This window comes from Paenibacillus salivarius (assembly GCF_051307165.1).
GTDB lineage: Bacteria > Bacillota > Bacilli > Paenibacillales > Paenibacillaceae > Fontibacillus.
In genome coordinates this window covers 4,331,812-4,347,947 of sequence record NZ_CP195592.1, presented here as the reverse complement: position 1 = coordinate 4,347,947, position 16,136 = coordinate 4,331,812, and the positions used below count along the sequence as shown (strand labels likewise).

General features: G+C 52.4%; 10 protein-coding genes and 3 tRNA genes. 11 read left to right on the top strand and 2 right to left on the bottom strand.

All coding sequences use genetic code 11. The features are described 5' to 3' along the window. Positions 1 to 12: 12 nt before the first annotated feature. The 8 genes from ACSFXJ_RS20090 (at position 13) to ACSFXJ_RS20055 (ending at position 11,743) form a co-directional block, all read left to right on the top strand. Positions 13 to 4,893: an S-layer homology domain-containing protein gene (locus ACSFXJ_RS20090; protein WP_435922131.1), complete on the top strand. Its 4,881-nt coding sequence runs from the start codon at positions 13 to 15 to the stop codon at positions 4,891 to 4,893. 138 nt (positions 4,894 to 5,031) lie between these two features. Then, positions 5,032 to 5,106 (top strand) — tRNA-Glu (locus ACSFXJ_RS20085). A gap of 6 nt (positions 5,107 to 5,112) precedes the next feature. Then, a tRNA-Leu gene (locus ACSFXJ_RS20080) sits at positions 5,113 to 5,195 on the top strand. A gap of 211 nt (positions 5,196 to 5,406) precedes the next feature. After that, positions 5,407 to 6,981, top strand: coding sequence for an AraC family transcriptional regulator (locus tag ACSFXJ_RS20075; RefSeq protein ID WP_435922130.1), 1,575 nt, complete (start codon positions 5,407 to 5,409; stop codon positions 6,979 to 6,981). Between the two features lie 112 nt (positions 6,982 to 7,093). Then, positions 7,094 to 8,116, top strand: coding sequence for an iron-hydroxamate ABC transporter substrate-binding protein (locus ACSFXJ_RS20070; protein ID WP_435922129.1), 1,023 nt, complete (start codon positions 7,094 to 7,096; stop codon positions 8,114 to 8,116). Between the two features lie 24 nt (positions 8,117 to 8,140). After that, positions 8,141 to 9,148, top strand: a complete 1,008-nt coding sequence (locus ACSFXJ_RS20065) for a FecCD family ABC transporter permease (RefSeq protein ID WP_435922128.1) — start codon at positions 8,141 to 8,143, stop codon at positions 9,146 to 9,148. Then, positions 9,141 to 10,163, top strand: coding sequence for a FecCD family ABC transporter permease (locus ACSFXJ_RS20060; protein WP_435922127.1), 1,023 nt, complete (start codon positions 9,141 to 9,143; stop codon positions 10,161 to 10,163). Before ACSFXJ_RS20065 ends, ACSFXJ_RS20060 begins: the two co-directional genes overlap by 8 nt. Positions 10,164 to 10,189: 26 nt before the next feature. Continuing rightward, entirely contained in the window at positions 10,190 to 11,743 is a 1,554-nt protein-coding gene (locus tag ACSFXJ_RS20055; protein WP_435922126.1) for an alpha/beta hydrolase, read from the top strand. A 10-nt stretch (positions 11,744 to 11,753) separates the two neighbouring features. On the opposite strand, the gene ACSFXJ_RS20050 is transcribed toward ACSFXJ_RS20055, so the two are convergent. Together ACSFXJ_RS20050 and ACSFXJ_RS20045 are read right to left on the bottom strand one after the other, a co-directional pair. Beyond that, positions 11,754 to 12,614, bottom strand: coding sequence for a Cof-type HAD-IIB family hydrolase (locus tag ACSFXJ_RS20050; protein ID WP_435922125.1), 861 nt, complete (start codon positions 12,612 to 12,614; stop codon positions 11,754 to 11,756). A 99-nt stretch (positions 12,615 to 12,713) separates the two neighbouring features. Beyond that, positions 12,714 to 13,352 (bottom strand): PAS domain-containing protein, encoded by a 639-nt coding sequence (locus tag ACSFXJ_RS20045; RefSeq protein WP_435922124.1) that lies wholly within the window; start codon positions 13,350 to 13,352, stop codon positions 12,714 to 12,716. Positions 13,353 to 13,586: 234 nt separating this feature from the next. Here ACSFXJ_RS20045 and ACSFXJ_RS20040 point away from each other — a divergent pair, with 234 nt between their 5' ends. From ACSFXJ_RS20040 to ACSFXJ_RS20030, 3 genes are all read left to right on the top strand, one after another. Continuing rightward, entirely contained in the window at positions 13,587 to 13,949 is a 363-nt protein-coding gene (locus ACSFXJ_RS20040; RefSeq protein ID WP_435922123.1) for a helix-turn-helix domain-containing protein, read from the top strand. Positions 13,950 to 14,012: 63 nt separating this feature from the next. Continuing rightward, positions 14,013 to 14,095, top strand: a tRNA-Leu gene (locus ACSFXJ_RS20035). Positions 14,096 to 14,393: 298 nt separating this feature from the next. Beyond that, on the top strand, positions 14,394 to 16,106 hold the full coding sequence (locus ACSFXJ_RS20030) for an alkaline phosphatase (RefSeq protein WP_435922122.1): 1,713 nt from the start codon (positions 14,394 to 14,396) through the stop codon (positions 16,104 to 16,106). The last annotated feature ends 30 nt before the right edge of the window (positions 16,107 to 16,136 follow it).

The following is a 16,136-nucleotide window of genomic DNA, read 5'->3' as shown; positions in this document are numbered from 1 at the left end:
GGGAAAATCAAAGTGCGAAAATCCAAAAGGCAAATGAGTGTTTTCTTGCTCCTGGTTTTGATCGGTAATATAGTTTTGTCTCTTGTCCAGTCTCCTTCTCTCGCGAGTGCGGACGAATCGGGGAGAAAACGGCTCGACGTCCGCAAAACACTAACCGCGCCGGTAATCGACGGCGCCTTCGACGAGTCATTCTGGTCCCTGTCCGAAACACTGGACGTTCCGTTGGGCGACGGGCTGGTCTCTCCGGCCAGGCTGGGTCTCCTGTGGGACAACCAGTACTTGTATGTCGGGATGGAGTTAAAGGACGACCGGCTGATTTCGGAAGCTCCCGGGTATTGGTTTCAACAGGATAGCGTCAGCCTGTTTTTCGATCCTACGCTGCACGGCTCCGCCCCTTTCCTAAGCGGCGATATGCAGGCCGGATTTGTTTATAAGCCGGATTCGGCAACTCCCGATTTTCACTTTGGTGCGGCGCTCGATAATCATCGCGATAAGGATGAAAAGCAAATCCTGCGCGCCATTCGGACCACGGGCGAAGGCTGGTCGCTGGAAGTAGCCGTTCCTTGGAGCATGCTTGGCATGAGCCCGGTTCAGCAAAAACGGCTCGGCTTCGAGGCGACCGCGACCGACCGCTACGGGGAGGATGCTGCGCAAGAGCGCACCAATGCCTGGAGCGCTTATGGATCCAGCTCCTTCTGGAACGACACGAGCGGTTACGGTGTCCTGGAGCTGGTGGATGATAATCCGGTGTCCGGCATCGTGAATCCGTTGCTGCTGGAGGAGGACTTCGATTCGTACGGAACGGGTGAAATCCCTTATGGATGGATTTCGGACGTTCAGGCGGGAAGTCCCGCTTTCTCGGTCACGGAGGATACGTACGGAAACAAGAGCATGACGTTCGACGGAACGGCTTCCGGCCAACAGGCAAGAATCACCGCGCCTGTGCAGTGGGACAATTACACGATCGAGGCGGACGTCCGTTTTGACCGTGTCCTGAACCCGGCGCGCTGGGCTGCGCTGATGTTCAGAGGAGCCGCGGACGGCAAAGCGCCTTACAATCAAATGGCCGTACGTCAGAACGGCACTTACGAAGTCGCCTACCGCAAACCGGACAACGCTTGGTCGGTCATTGCCAGCGGTTCTTCGGACGCTTTGGAAGTTAAGCAGGATTACAGCTTCAAGGTCAGGGTGTTCGGCAACAATGTCAAGGAGTACATCAAAGCCAAGGATGAGGCCGAATACAAGCTTTTGCTGGATCAAAACTTTGCCTCGGGTCTGCTTGACCGTGGGAAAATCGGATTTCAGGCCGACCAAAGCACGGTATCGTTCGACAATCTGAAAGTGACGAGAATTACGATAGACGATCTCCGCCTGACGCTTCCGGGTAACGTCGAAGCTTTATCGGGCCCGCTGTCGGTCACGGGGAGCGTTTATTTTTCGGATGGAGTAACCGATCCGATCGTACCCGAGCAACTCCGGTTTTTCTCCTCCGACGAAAGCATTCTTAAGATCAGCGATGGCAAAATCTATCCCCTGAAGGAAGGTTCGGCCGTTGTAACGGCGATTTATGCCAATGCCGAATGGTCGCAGGAAGTGACCGTGCAGCCGAGCGCCAACGGAGTTAAGGTGAATTCCTTGCGCCATGAGCCGGGTTACGTGTTGGCCGAGACGGACAAGGGGATACCCTTGTCAGAGCTAACGTTTTCGGCTGATTTCAATGATTTTACGTCAGGCACACTAACCGGTACCGATGTGGAATGGTCCTCTCTCGACCAGGCGGTTTTGTTTAAGGACGATAAACTGACCGCTCAACGGAAAGGGGTCCATCCGGTGACCGCTCAAAAGGACGGTGCTTCCGTTTCGCTTCTGATCGTGACTAAAGAGGGAGTGGATGCGGAATACGTTCTCTATGAAAATGATTTCGAGCAGGAAGCCGAAGGTAAGCTTCCGGACGGCTGGACCAGAGTGGAAGGCAAGACGGACGGGAAGGCCGCAGTCAAAGACGGCGCATTCGTTATGGACGCAAGCAACTCGCCGGACAATCCGACGCGCGTCTTGTTGCCGGATTACTTGCAGCTGTTCGGGAATTACGAAATCGAGGCCGATGTGACCCATCTTGCGGCAAATGAACCTACCCGCTGGCACTCCATCATGTACCGCATCCAAAACAACGCAAGCGGCGGTTATCCTTACTACCAAATGGCCGTCCGCCAAAATGCCACGGCCGTCAACGGGGTCGAATTTGCCGAACGTACGCCGGAAAACGCATGGAACGTGATCAGCAAAGGGGCTTTCCAAGAAACGATCGGAGCCGATAAAATGTACCGTTACAAGATTGCCGTTTATGACGACCGGGTGATGCAGTCGATCGACGGGCAGCTCGTCGTGAATACCGATCAAGCGGGCGCTTATCTCAAGGGCGGGATCGGCTTGCAAGCGAACGGCAGCATCATGAAGGTGGACAATCTTCGGGTAACGCTTCGGCAAACCGAGCTTCCCCCGCTCCCGGAAGCGAGCTTTGTGAACGTCGCGAAGGCGGACACTTCGATCGCCCTGGCGCCATCCGTCATAGCGGAACTGGTAAACAAGGAACAGTTGGACGGCTATAAGGGTGGGCAACCGCCGGCTACGCTGATCATCCATGTCGACAAAGACATGCAGGTAACCGCTCCGGGCGGAAAAAAAGGGATGATGAGCCTGCAGGACGTACTCGAAGCCATCGGTTCCAGCATCATGCCGGCTTTCTATGTAAAAGATGCGGAGACGGTGAGCCGTTTGACGACTCAACTGAAAAGCCTCGGCCTGGAGGATGCCTTTATCGTTTCCGACCGGCCGGAACTGGTCGATCAGGCCCGGAAAGCCTATCCGATGCTGCGGGGCATCGTGGATTTCAGCGGCGCGAAGGTGAGATCGAACGAGGATTTGATGGAGATTCGCAAACAGGCGACCCGGAGCCAGGCAAAGATCGTGATACTTTCTCAAGAAGCGGCTTCCAAGGAAAACGCAGCCTATCTCCAGCAAAGGACCGTCGTCGTTTGGAGCAAGGAGGCCAAGGCGAAGGACGAGCAGGAGAGATACGTTAATTTGCACCGCATGATTACGGCCGGAGTGAACGGGATGATCACCGAATCGGCGGGCGAAGCGTACCGGGCTTTGAAGGTGTATTCCGGACATACGACGCTGATTCGAAAGCCGTATATGATCGGCCATAGAGGCATGCCGTCGGTTGCCCCGGAAAATACGATCATCAGCAATAAACTGGCGCTCGACGCGGGAGCCGATTTTATCGAAAATGATATATTCCTTTCCAAAGACGGCCATTTGGTCATCATTCACGACAGTGTCGTGGATACGACAACCTATGGAACCGGACGGGTCGAAAATATGACGCTGGAAGAATTGCGGAGCTTGAAGGTAAGGCAGGTGCCCGGGACGAATTATCCCGAAGCCCGTATCGCGACGCTGGAGGAACAGATCGATCTGGCCAGAGAGCGGGGCGCCATGGTCTATGCGGAGATCAAAACGAATAACCCGGCTGCGGTGGATGCGTTTGTGAGTCTCGTGAAACAGAAAAACGCCGAAGATTTGATCAATGTCATGTCTTTTGATACGAATCAATTGGACAGACTTAGCGCTCAGCTACCGGATATGCCGGTCGGTCTTTTGACCGGAGGATATGCCAATGAGAACCGGGTAAACGGGGCCCTACGCGAGACGCTCAAAGTCATGCAGCAGTATAACAGCACTCTGAATACAAGCTACGGCGGACTAGGCCCGAAATTTATGGATGCGGCCCATCAACGGGGGCTGATCATCTCCCCTTGGACTTATAACAATCATGCCGATTTTAAAAAGATTTTCATGCTCGGCGCTTTCGGGATTACGACGGATTACGCTTACTGGGCCAAAGATTGGGATATTACGATTGAACCGGAAATGAAGGAAGTCAGCTTGAAGGCCGGCGATAGCATCGAACTTTCCGCATTTGTGGAGAGCTACAGCCATAACCGGAAACAGATTTCCCCGGAGATCGTTCTTCTGGATGACCGCGGAATCGTCGCGGTGGATCAAACGGAAGAGGGCCGTATTCAGGCGCAGAAGGCCGGAACCGTTTACGCCTTGCTCCGGTATACCGCATCCATAGATACGGAAAATAGTTATGATCTTTATACCGAACCGGTTCGAATCAAGGTTACCGGAAACGGCGGCAATGCCGGTACCGGCGGAAACCAAGGGAACAACGGCAATGCAGTAAGTGACGGCGGATCCGGCAAGGGCGAGACCGACGGCAATAACGATAGCGGCAACCAGGCCAATGGGAATGATCCGCAAAGCGAAAAGCCTTCATCCAACCCGACTAAAACCTACCCGGATGTTGAGAGGCATTGGGCTTCCGAAGCGATGATGCGGTTGTCCGAGCGCGGAATCATGGAAGGCTATGGAGACGGAACCTTCAAACCGGACCGCATGATGACCAGAGCGGAGTTCATAACGGTCGTTTCCCGGCTGCTCGGTCTAAACGGAAAGGCGGCAAAATCCGTATATACCGACGTTGCGGAGGGGGCGTGGTACTCCCGGTACGTGAACGGCATGGTCGAAGCGGGAATCGTCAGCGGCTTTGAGGACGGCACCTTCAGACCCGAACAAAAAATGACGAGGGAACAAGTATGGGTCATCCTCTACCGCGCTTTTAAAAATAATTTGCCGCAGAAAGAGCAAAGCGAACGAATTTTTACCGATACAAACGAGATTTCCCCTTGGGCAAATGAAGCCATCTCGGCTTTGATTGCCTCCGGTGTTGTAAGCGGGTACCCCGACGGCACGCTGAAACCGAAGGAAACGATCACCCGCGCCGAAGCGGCGGCATTGCTGGCAAAACTTTTGAATGAATAGCAGCACAGGATACTCGGAATCACTCCTTCTGAAATTTTGGAGGGGTGATTTCTTTATTTTTTTGAAAAAAAGTGTTGCATGAATTTTCTGTCTTTGATATACTCAATCTTGTCGCCGCTTCTGAGCGGAATTAAATAAGGCCCGTTGGTCAAGGGGTTAAGACACCTCCCTTTCACGGAGGTAACAGGGGTTCGAATCCCCTACGGGTCACCATATTATGCGGTCGTGGTGGAATGGCAGACACGCTATCTTGAGGGGGTAGTGGGCGTACGCCCGTGGAGGTTCGAGTCCTCTCGACCGCATACGAATTTCGGAAGAGTTCCTGTATACATACAGGGGCTCTTTTTTGCATTTTACAATCTTTGAGAACATGAAATCAGATTGAGTTATGGACATGGGAAAAGAGGTATGCTATTTATATGATAATGATAACCATTATCAATAAAGGCGGAATGAACATTGCAATCTTCCAATATACAAACAACCTGGACTCTTCGGCTAAGGGACATAGAAATGTGGAGCGGAAAAGAACTGCCCGTGCAGCAGAGGTTGACGATGCACCCGGCCATGATCGTCCTGCTGGAAGGGGAGGCGGGCATCGAAAGAAATAACGAAAACATCCGGATGGGAAAAGGAGCGGTCTGCTTTTGCAAATCGGGCAGCACGTATGGCATTTACGGTAACGGGTCGTCCGGAGCAAGCGTAGCCGTGCTCTATTTTGATGTTTTTCAGGAGCCGGAACCAAACGGCAGCCGAAGTCTTGCCTCGGCCGAGCCGGACGGCTTGTTCCCGGAAGAAGCGGTGAGCACGGGGGATTCGGAAGCACGGCTCATCCTTCAGTGCTCGGCGATCCGTGAACAAATCCGTCATTCGGATGAGTTCAGACGCTGGAGGGCACAGATCGATTTTCAGGAGATGGTGTACGGGATCCTCACGGCCCATCGCCAAAACCGCAAAAATGATAAAACGCTGGCGCTGGAAGAAGTCAAAAAATACCTGGAGGAACATTACAACGAAGAAATATCCGTCGAACAACTGGCCGGCATGGTCGAGCTTAGTCCGAAGTATTTTGCTGAGGTATTCAAAAAAACGTACGGCTCTGGCGTCATGGAATACGTAGCCCGGATCCGTATGGACAGGGCAAAGCAGCTGATGCTCGGCTCCGACCTTTTGCTCAGAGAAGTTGCCCATTCGGTGGGATATAAGGACGAGTTTTATTTTAGCCGGAAGTTCAAAAAGGAAATCGGTCTATCTCCTTCGGAATACATGAAAACCCGCAAAAACAAAATCGCCGTATACGGCTCGACCTCCGTGCTCGGATACCTGCTTCCGCTTCAGGTCATACCGTATGCCGCGCCGCTCCATCCGAAGTGGTCCCGCGATTACTATCAAGCATTGGCCCCGGTCATGCCGGTGCATCTCAGCGCATTTCGTCAGAATCACAATAAGCGCGAAAATTTGGACAGGCTGGCCGAAGCGCAGCCCGAGCTGATTTTATGCGCATCCGGCGTCGAACCGTGGGAAATGGAGCGGCTGAAAGAAATCGCCCCGGTCTATGAGCTGCGCGACGAAAATATTGGCTGGGAGCTACAAATGGCGAAGCTGTCGGAAATGCTGGGCAAACAGGAGGAAATGAAGCGGTGGCTGGCGGAATACCGCCGGATGCAGACGAAAGTCCGCGAAGTCCTGGAGCAAAAACAATTGAAGAAACTCAAAATGCTGCCGCTTCGGCTTCATCTTCATCATCTCTGCGTTAATGAGGGGCGGGGCATCACGGAAATGCTTTTTGAGACGCTCGGATTTACGTCTTCTTCGTTGTTATCGTCCCAGCCTCCGGAGTCCGATGTTCCGCTTGGGCGTTTGGCTTCTTGCGATGCCGACCATTTGCTGCTGCTGATCCGCCAGGATACGGAGACGTTGGAGTACTGGAAGGCGCTTCAGTCTTCTCCCGAATGGCTTCGGCTGCCCGCGGTCCGCTCGGGGAACGTGCAGCTTTTGCCGTCTTACCCGTGGCGGGAATACTCTCCGGCGGCCAATTACCGGATGCTCGAGATGATTTATAATCACGTAACGGTTAAAAATCCATGAAAAATCCGTCGAAATTCCATGGCGTATAGAATGAAACTTCGTTTACTATATTTAATGATAATAATTATCATTATCAATATTGAAACGCGATGGAAGGGGCTACATAAAGACCATGAAACGAATGAAATGGATAGCGGGTCTGCTTTTGGTTTTTGCGGTTATGCTTTCTGCTTGCGGAGGAGAGAACAAAGCAACTTCCGGCAATGCGGCAGGCAACGGAACGACTCAATCCGCATCGGCGGAGTCCGGAAATGCCGCAACAACAGACGAAGGCGAGGCGGGAGAAGCAACAGGAACGAAAACCGTGAAATATTTGGATCAGGAATATACCGTGCCGACGAACACCGAGCGCATTGTAATTACCGGTGCAGTCGAAGCCATGGAAGATGCAATCGTGCTTGACGTTAAGCCGGTAGGCGCCATCTCGTTCGCCGGAAAATTCCCTGAACTGTTTGCACCGATTACGTCGGAAGCGACCTCGACCGGGGAAAAGACGGAACCGAATTTTGAAACGATTTTGTCGCTGAAACCGGATGTTATTCTGGGGAGCACCAAATTTAAACCTGAAGTCATGGAGCAGCTGAACAAAATCGCCACGACGATTCCTTACTCCCATATCTCCACCGATTGGGAAAGCAATTTGCGCCTCTTGGGCGAGTTGAGCGGCAAGCAGGATCAGGCCGAACAAGCGATCAGCCAATATAAAGCCGACCTGGAGAACGCAAAAGCAAAGCTAAGCGATACGGTCAAGGGCTCCAAAGCCGTCGCTATCCGTATTCGTGCGGGCGAATTGTACATTTATCCGGAAAAGGTGTTTTTTAATCCGGTGCTGTACGGGGATCTCGGACTTGGCGTGCCTGAGGAAGTGAAGGCGGCCAAAGCTCAGGAGCTGGTCTCCAAAGAGAAATTCGCGGAAATGAATCCTGACTATGTGTTCCTCCAATTCTCTCCGGATGAGAACAAAGATACGCCGAATGCGCTTGAAGAATTCCAGAACGATCCGATCGTTAAAAATATCTCCGCCGTCAAAAACGGCAAGCTGTTCGTCAACGTGGTCGATCCTTTGGCCCAAGGCGGAACGGCTTACAGCAAAATCGAGTTTATGAAAGCGGCTGTGGAAAACCTGAACCAATAGAACAGATTAAGGCGTGTTGCTGAAATGAGACACAACAAATTGCTGCCGGTGTGCATCCTTGTGATGGCTCCGGCAGCCGCTCTTTTGCTAATTATTTTTTCCATTCAATACGGTGCGAAGGATATTACCCCCGGCGTTGTCTGGAATGCCGTGTTTGCGTTTGACGAACAAAGCGTCGATCACCAGATCGTCATGACTTCAAGATTGCCCAGGGTCGTCGGCGCATTGTTGATCGGCGCGTTTCTTGCCGTTTCCGGCGCGCTCATGCAGGGCATAACAAGGAACTATCTGGCTTCCCCTTCCATTATGGGGGTGGCGGACGGTTCGGTGTTTGCCGTCACTTTGTTTATGGTGCTTGTGCCGACCGCGAATTCAAATCTCTACATTCTATGCTCCTTGCTCGGATCGGCGGTGGGGGCCGGGCTCGTATTCGGACTGGCCCGGGTGATTCCCCAGGGGTTGTCCCCCGTGCGTTTGGCCATTTTGGGTACTGTGATCGGCAGCTTTATGAGCGGTGCCTCGAGTGCGATTTCGACTTATTTTCAACTTTCGCAAAAAATCAGCTTTTGGTATAACGCCAGACTTCATCAATTGGACCCGGAGCTGATTAAGCTGAGCATTCTTTTCGCGATCGTCGGTTTGGCTTTGAGCCTGATCCTGGCCAAATCGGTCTCGGCGCTTTCGCTCGGGGAAGATACGGCCGCGGGCTTGGGGCTTCGGGTTTGGCTGGTAAAAGGCCTGGCCATGCTGGCTGTCGTCATTTTGACGGGGGTGTCCGTGGCGCTGGCCGGCAAAATCGTCTTCGTCGGTTTGATCATTCCCCATATCGCCAGGTTTTTGTCCGGTTCGGATTACCGGTGGATCGTCCCGGTTTCCGGGGTTCTCGGGGGCTTATTTCTCGCGGCCAGCGATATCATCGCCCGCTTTCTCAATTATCCGTTCGAGACCCCGGTCGGCGTCGTGACGGCTTTGTTCGGCGTTCCGTTTTTCCTCTATCTGATCAAAACGAGGGGAGGGGAACAGCGTGCCTAGAGCTTCGTTCGGAAGAACGTCTGCCGTGCTGGTTGCCGCGGTGATTTTCGTATTTGTCGCGGTTTATTTGAGCCTGACCAACGGAACTTTTGACATCACTGTAAAGGATATCGTCAAAACGCTGCTGCGCATCGACCCCAAGCCGGATCATGATCTGGTCATCTTTGATTTTCGGCTTCCCCGGATCGTATTGGGAGCACTTGTCGGATTTGCGCTGGGGGTGGCGGGATCGGTCATTCAAGGGGTTACGCGAAACGGATTGGCCGATCCGGGGATTCTCGGCATCAATGCCGGTGCGGGAATGTCCGTGGTTCTGTTTATGTTTCTGATCCAGGGGACGGTCAAGCTGACCGGCTGGCTTGGTGTCCTGACCATGCCGCTGTTCGGTCTCGCGGGCGGAATAGCGGCCACGGTTATCATTTATTTGTTTGCTAGGCATAACGGCAAGCTGGATCCTCAGCGCCTCATTCTGGTCGGGATCGCCATGGGATCGGGTTTCGGGGCGGTCACCTTGTACGTCTCTCTGAAAATGAATCCGCAGGACTATGAAATGGCCGCTGTCTGGCTATCCGGAAGCCTTCACAGCGCCAATTGGAAATATGTCGTTGCGGTTCTCCCATGGGTCATTGTGATTCCGGTGATCGTCTGGCTTCGCTCCCGTGTGCTGGATTTGATGCAAATGAGCGAGGATGGGGCCAAGGGTGTCGGCGTAGCGGTTGAACGGGAAAAAAACGTGCTGCTTTTGTGCAGCATCGGCCTTGTGAGTGCAAGCGTTGCCGTGTCGGGTTCCATCGGTTTCGTCGGCCTGCTCGCTCCCCATTTGGCAAGACAGCTGGTAGGCATACAGCATAAGCACATGATCCCTGTCAGCGGAGTCTTGGGTGTCGCGATCGTCGTGATGGCTGATTTTGTCGGTAAAACCGTATTTGCTCCCGCCGAGCTGGCCGTGGGCATCGTGGTTTCCCTGCTGGGAGTGCCTTATTTTGTCTATTTGTTGTTCCGGAGTAAAAAATAAAACAGTGGCAGCTTATGGAGGACAGAATGAAATTGTTTCATCGGATTATGATCGGTTCGAGGGAGGTGCAGGTATACCTTCCTCCTTCGTATGGGCATTCCCAAAATAGCTACCCGGTCGTGTATGTTCAAGACGGAGGATTCCTGTTCGAAGGATGTATCCGATATCTCGAGCATTTATTTTTGACGGGGGAGTTATGCGAATTGATTCTGGTCGGCATTGAGACCGGGAATCGAAATGATGAGTATACGCCCTGGCCCTCCGCCTCTTTGACCGGGAAGACCGGCGGCTTCGGGGGCAGCGGTAAAAAATACGTCGACGAGGTAGCCGATGCCATTAAGCCGTACATGGATCGTGAATACAGGACCCGCGCGGAAGCGGAGCATACGGCGATGGTCGGCGGTTCGCTCGGCGGGCTGATTTCCTGGTTTGCCGGGTATTGGAGGCCCGATGTCTTCGGAAACCTTGGAATCTTGTCGGCATCCTTTTGGTACGAGGGAGCGATGGAGTTCATTCGAGGCTCCGAAGGACTGAAAACGAACCTCAGGGTTTATATGTCTGTTGGCGGCCGCGAAGGGATTTATAAAGATAATGCCCAGAAGTATATGGTTGAAAATAACAAGGAAGTATTTGCATTCATGAAGGAGAAGGGGATGCCGGCGGAGCGGTTGACTTTTGTCCTCGATCCGGAAGCGACGCATGACGACATGTTCATGATGAGAAGATTCCCGGAAGCGCTGCAGCGGTTATTCGCTCAGCATATCGAAGTACCGGCCGTCATTACGGACTATGACCGCCGTTATGCGCTCCCCGGGACCGTCGTTTGGCGAATGACCGCAAGGAATACGGGACAAGAATACCGGATCATGCTGTCGATCCCTGATTCTCCGCCGCCCCGGGAAGGATATCCGGTCCTATACTCGCTGGACGCTAATGCATCCTTCGCGTCCCTGGCCGAGTCGATGCGGATGCAGGCTAGAGGCCCGCATGGAATTCCGCCGGCACTTATTGTCGGTATCGGCTATGATTCCCCGAATCCGATCGTGACCGAGGAGCGGTTCCGCGACTATACGGTATATGCGGCCGAAGACGAGCTGCCGCCCCGGCCCGGAGGGACGGCATGGCCGGAAAACGGAGGAGCGGACCGGTTTCTGGAGTTTATCGAAACCCAGCTGAAACCCGCCGTCGAACGGGAATATTTAGTGGATCGCTCTAAGCAGACGTTGTTCGGGCATTCGCTCGGCGGATTTTTGACATTATATGCATTGTTTTCGCAGCGCGGCCATTTCCAGCGTTTCGCGGCGGCCAGTCCATCCATCTGGTGGAAAAACGGCATGCTTTACAAACAATGGGATGAATTTAAGGATCGGGTAAGCGATCTGAACCCTGTACCGGAGCTATCCGTCACCGTCGGAACTGAGGAGAAGCCATCGATGGTTCACGATGCCAGGGAGCTTGTAAGCCGAATCCGGATGTCCGGTACGCCGTTGAAAGCAACACTGAAGGAAATAGAGGGGGAAGGACATGTTTCGCTCCTGCCTTCATTGATAAGCCCGCTGCTGCGGTTCGTCACGAAGTAATCCCGTAGATTTAATCGTCAATCAGATGGTTCAGCGCGTACGCAACTCCATGATCGTTGTTGTCGCGGGTCACGGCCGTGCTGAGCTGTTTGATTTCATCAACCGCATTCCCCATGGCGATTCGGCCCCCGGCAACGCGGAACATGGACAAGTCGTTATAACTGTCACCGATCACGACCGTGTCTTCCATCGGGATTCCGAAATGATTCGCCAAAAAACGAACGCCGAGCCCTTTGTCCGTTTCCTTCGAAATGATTTCCAGCGTATGCTCGGCCGAAGAGGTTGTATGGACGGACGGCAGACGGTCGAAATGTTCCTGAATCCGGTCCAGCTTGGTGCTGTTGAAAGTAAAAATGATCAATTTAAGGACGGAAGTTCCCCGCTGAATAATTTGGTCCGAATTCTCAATTTGTTCGACTCCGAACTGCACCGCTTTGAGGAGCGTGCTTTCCAGAAGCTGATCTCCGTCAATCTCCGGGTTTGCGCTCTTGAGGATATCCATTTCGGCCCGTAATTTGTCTTTGATGCTGAATTCCGTATAAATCGTCTCGGGGCAGTAAATTTCAAAATATACATCATGGTTCTTCAGGAAAGTGATAGCCTCGTCCGATACTTCCTTACGAATCGGCGTTTCGTGAAGAAGACGGCCGTTCTCGTCATAAATGGCCGCGCCGTTGGATGAAATAACGGGTAACTTCAATTCATCGCCGAGCAAATGACGGACGTCATGGTAGGCTCTCCCCGTACAAATCGAAACCCGATGTTTGCCCTGCTCAAGCACCCTGCGTATGGACGCGATCCCTTCCGAGCTTGGTTTACTTTCTTCGGTTAGCAGAGTGCCGTCCAAATCGATAGCAATCAATTTCATCATTCATATCCTCCTTGATGACCGTAAACATGAAATTCCATTCCTATTGTGTGTGGTCGGGGAAGACGGTATTCAAAAGCGTCGTTTTCGGCAGCAACAGGGTCAACATCCGCCGCCATGCTTATCGGGGGAATCCAATACGGAAGAGTATTTCGGGTACAATAGCCGGATACAATCCGGGCATATATCGTGAGTAAACTCCGCGCATGTATGCTGCCGCAAGTACTCCTCGATCGAGTTCCAGCGCTCTCCTTCATCTTTAATCTTCTTGCAGACCGCGCAGATCGGCAGAAGGCCGTGCAGTTCGCACCGATGCGAAGCGGCTTCCCTCAACCGTCTCTCGGATTCCTTATAAGACGTAATATCCGTGAAGAGCAGCATCATTCCGTAATTCGTCGGAGGGTCCTCTATCTTAAGAGGGGAGGCCTCCATTAAATACCAAAGATTTCCCTGATGCTCCAGGCAAAGCTCGACGGAGTAATATTCCGTGCTTCCGCTTAAAATGCTGGTTATTCCGTGTAGTATATTTTGACTTAAAGGGTGTTCCGATCCGGCTTCGTCCGTGAAATGAGAGATAATGTTTATTCCCGGCCGGTCCCAAAGGGGGGAGTAGCCATGCGAAAAGGCCATGCTGATCCAGGTGCGGTTTGTGAACAAAATGCATCCGTTCCGGTCTACAATAGCGAGTCCTTTAGGAAGAGAATCGGCGGCAACCTGCCACAGCGTAAATGTATCCGTCACTTTGTACGCTCCTATGGTCCGTGTAAAAGGGGACCGTTACTTGGATTTTTTAAAGAGGAGTGAAAATGAGTAGAGGCATGATGGGTCTATCAGGATGGAAAAATTATGATATAATGGGCGATGATAGCGTGGTCGACATGTAATTGATATCATTATACTCGCAAATACGTAATTTTACAATGTCATTAACGCAATTACGTAATTTGGCGCTTTTTGAAAGAAGGGCTGAATATATTGTCAACTATTTACGACAGAATTGAATGGCTGATCAAAACGAAGGGTTTGACGAAAAAAGATTTTTGCCTGGAACTCGGCATCAGTACGGGGAATCTGGGCGACTGGAAACGAGGGAAGTCCACGCCGAGCACCAATAAACTGATCGAAATCGCGGCATATTTTGATGTAAGTCTGGATTGGTTGTTAACCGGAAAGGAAAGACAGGCCGGCCAGGTCAACGAGAGAAAAGAGACGTACATGACGGAAATTGCGAAATGGGCGGAGTTGTATGCCGATTTGTCGTCGGAGGAAGCGGCATTTATTCAGGAATATCTCGATTTCGCCCGCTACCGCAAACGTAAGGATGAATCAGGGAATTAATACCACTTTACATTTCCCGAACACGAAGATATAATAAAAAATGTTCGTTTTACATGTTGCCGCGCGGTCGTGGTGGAATGGCAGACACGCTATCTTGAGGGGGTAGTGGGCGTACGCCCGTGGAGGTTCGAGTCCTCTCGACCGCATATTGTTTTACGTAAAAAGAGTTTTCCCAAAAGTCATGTTAGATGACGGAGGGGAGGCTCTTTTTTTTTGTTTAATAACGAAACGGTTAGCGAAAGCTACTTTTCTCGTACATGCGAAAGAAAGGCGTGTCCCATAATGAACTTCTCAACCGTTCACAGCTCAATTCTCCTCGAACTCTCCCCGGATCACCCGCATCGCCCACCTGATGTTTTACCCAGCCGGAACATTCTTCTGACATTCCCCGAATACAAGCCCTATAAAATTCAACTTAGTTAGAAAAATTGGGAGGGAACGCAAATGAATAAGTTCTGGAAGGGACTGGCGATCAGCGGTCTGGCATTGTCCGTCATCGCCGCAGGTCCTGCAGCCATCGCCAAGGAAGACGGAAATCCGCAGGGGCAAAAGAAATCGAAAAACTTGATCGTGTTGATCGGAGACGGCATGGGACCGGCGCAAATTTCCGCGGCAAGATATTACCAGCAGTTCGAAAAGGGAATCCAAAAGTTGAACCTCGATTCTTATTACGTGGGGCAAGCCACTACATACGCCGACCGCGGCGAGGATGGCGGGACCATCGTTTCCGGGATTGTGACGGATTCGGCCTCGGCGGGTACCGCTTTTGCGACCGGCCATAAAACCTACAACGCCGCCATCAGCGTATCCAACGAGGATGTTTCCAAGCCGTTCGCTTCCGTCATCGAAGCGGCCGAACTGAGCGGGAAATCCACCGGCCTGGTGACGACGGCTCGCATTACCCATGCGACTCCTGCCGTTTACGCGTCTCACGTGCGGAACCGCGACAATGAGAGCGCCATCGCATCGCAGTATCTGGACAGCGGAGTGGATGTTCTTTTCGGCGGAGGCAAACAGTTTTTCGTCACCAAAGACGAAAAGGGCAAACGCACCGACAAAAGCCTGCTTCCAGAGTTCGAAGCCAAAGGCTACAAGGTCGTAGAAAACGCAAAGGGCCTGGCGTCGTTGAGTTCCAAAGATTCCAAGGTTCTGGGGTTGTTCGGCAGCTCCCATGTGGCTTATGTGCCTGACAGAACCGAAGAAACACCGAGCCTTGCGGAAATGACTTCGAAGGCGCTGGAAATTTTGTCCGCGGACAAGAACGGATTTGCCATCATGATCGAAGGCGGACGTATCGACCATGCGGGACATGCGAACGACCTGCCGACCCTTGTTCAAGAGGCCCTGGATTTCGATGCCGCATTTAAGGTAGCGGTCGAATTCGCCAAGAAAGACGGAAACACCTCGGTCGTCGTCACCGCGGACCATGAAACGGGCGGCCTTTCGCTTTCCCGTGACAATATTTACGAGGTTAACATCGATTTGTGGGACAAACAAAAGCACTCTTCCGAATATTTGATCAACTCTTTGAACGAGGCCAAAACGATTGCCGACATCAAAAAAATCGTGGCCGAGAACAGCTGGATCACCGATCTGACGGATGAAGAGGCTCAGCTTATTTTGGATGGGGACGGTTCCTCCTATAAGCGCGAAGGCGGTTATAATGCCGTTATTTCCAAACGGTTGCTGATCGGCTGGTCGGGTCACGGACACTCCGCGGTAGACGTCGGGGTATGGGCCTACGGGCCGATTGCCGAGAAAGTGACGGGCCAGGTAGACAATACGCAGATCGCGCTTGCCGGCGCAGAGGTGCTCGGCGTCGATTTGACAAGCGCAACGGCTAATCTGCAATCCAAGCATTTGTACCCGAAATTCAAAATCAACCGGGATAAGGAAGTACTGTACCCGGCGAAATCCCTGTCCGAAGCGCTTGGCGGAACTTATCAGGAGAATGGCAATACCGCGACATTGAAAGGAAACGGCGGAACGATCACGGTCGATCTTGCCGCGGGCTCGGTGAAAGCGGACGGGAAGGCCGCTTCCTTTAAGGCAGATATCGATAACGGAACCTTGTACTTGCCGCTCTCCGCGTTCAACCAGCTGACCGGAAAAACGTTAAAATGGGATGCCTTGTCCGAACGGCTCCTGTTGAAATAATGGGAATAATCCTAAAGCGAAAACAGGAGA

Coding starts and splice junctions, on each gene's coding strand:
- ACSFXJ_RS20055 (WP_435922126.1), top strand. CDS start 10,190: ATGAAATTGTTTCATCGGATTATGATCGGTTCGAGGGAGGTGCAGGTA.
- ACSFXJ_RS20075 (WP_435922130.1), top strand. CDS start 5,407: ATGTGGAGCGGAAAAGAACTGCCCGTGCAGCAGAGGTTGACGATGCAC.
- ACSFXJ_RS20070 (WP_435922129.1), top strand. CDS start 7,094: ATGAAACGAATGAAATGGATAGCGGGTCTGCTTTTGGTTTTTGCGGTT.
- ACSFXJ_RS20065 (WP_435922128.1), top strand. CDS start 8,141: ATGAGACACAACAAATTGCTGCCGGTGTGCATCCTTGTGATGGCTCCG.
- ACSFXJ_RS20050 (WP_435922125.1), bottom strand. CDS start 12,614: ATGATGAAATTGATTGCTATCGATTTGGACGGCACTCTGCTAACCGAA.
- ACSFXJ_RS20030 (WP_435922122.1), top strand. CDS start 14,394: ATGAATAAGTTCTGGAAGGGACTGGCGATCAGCGGTCTGGCATTGTCC.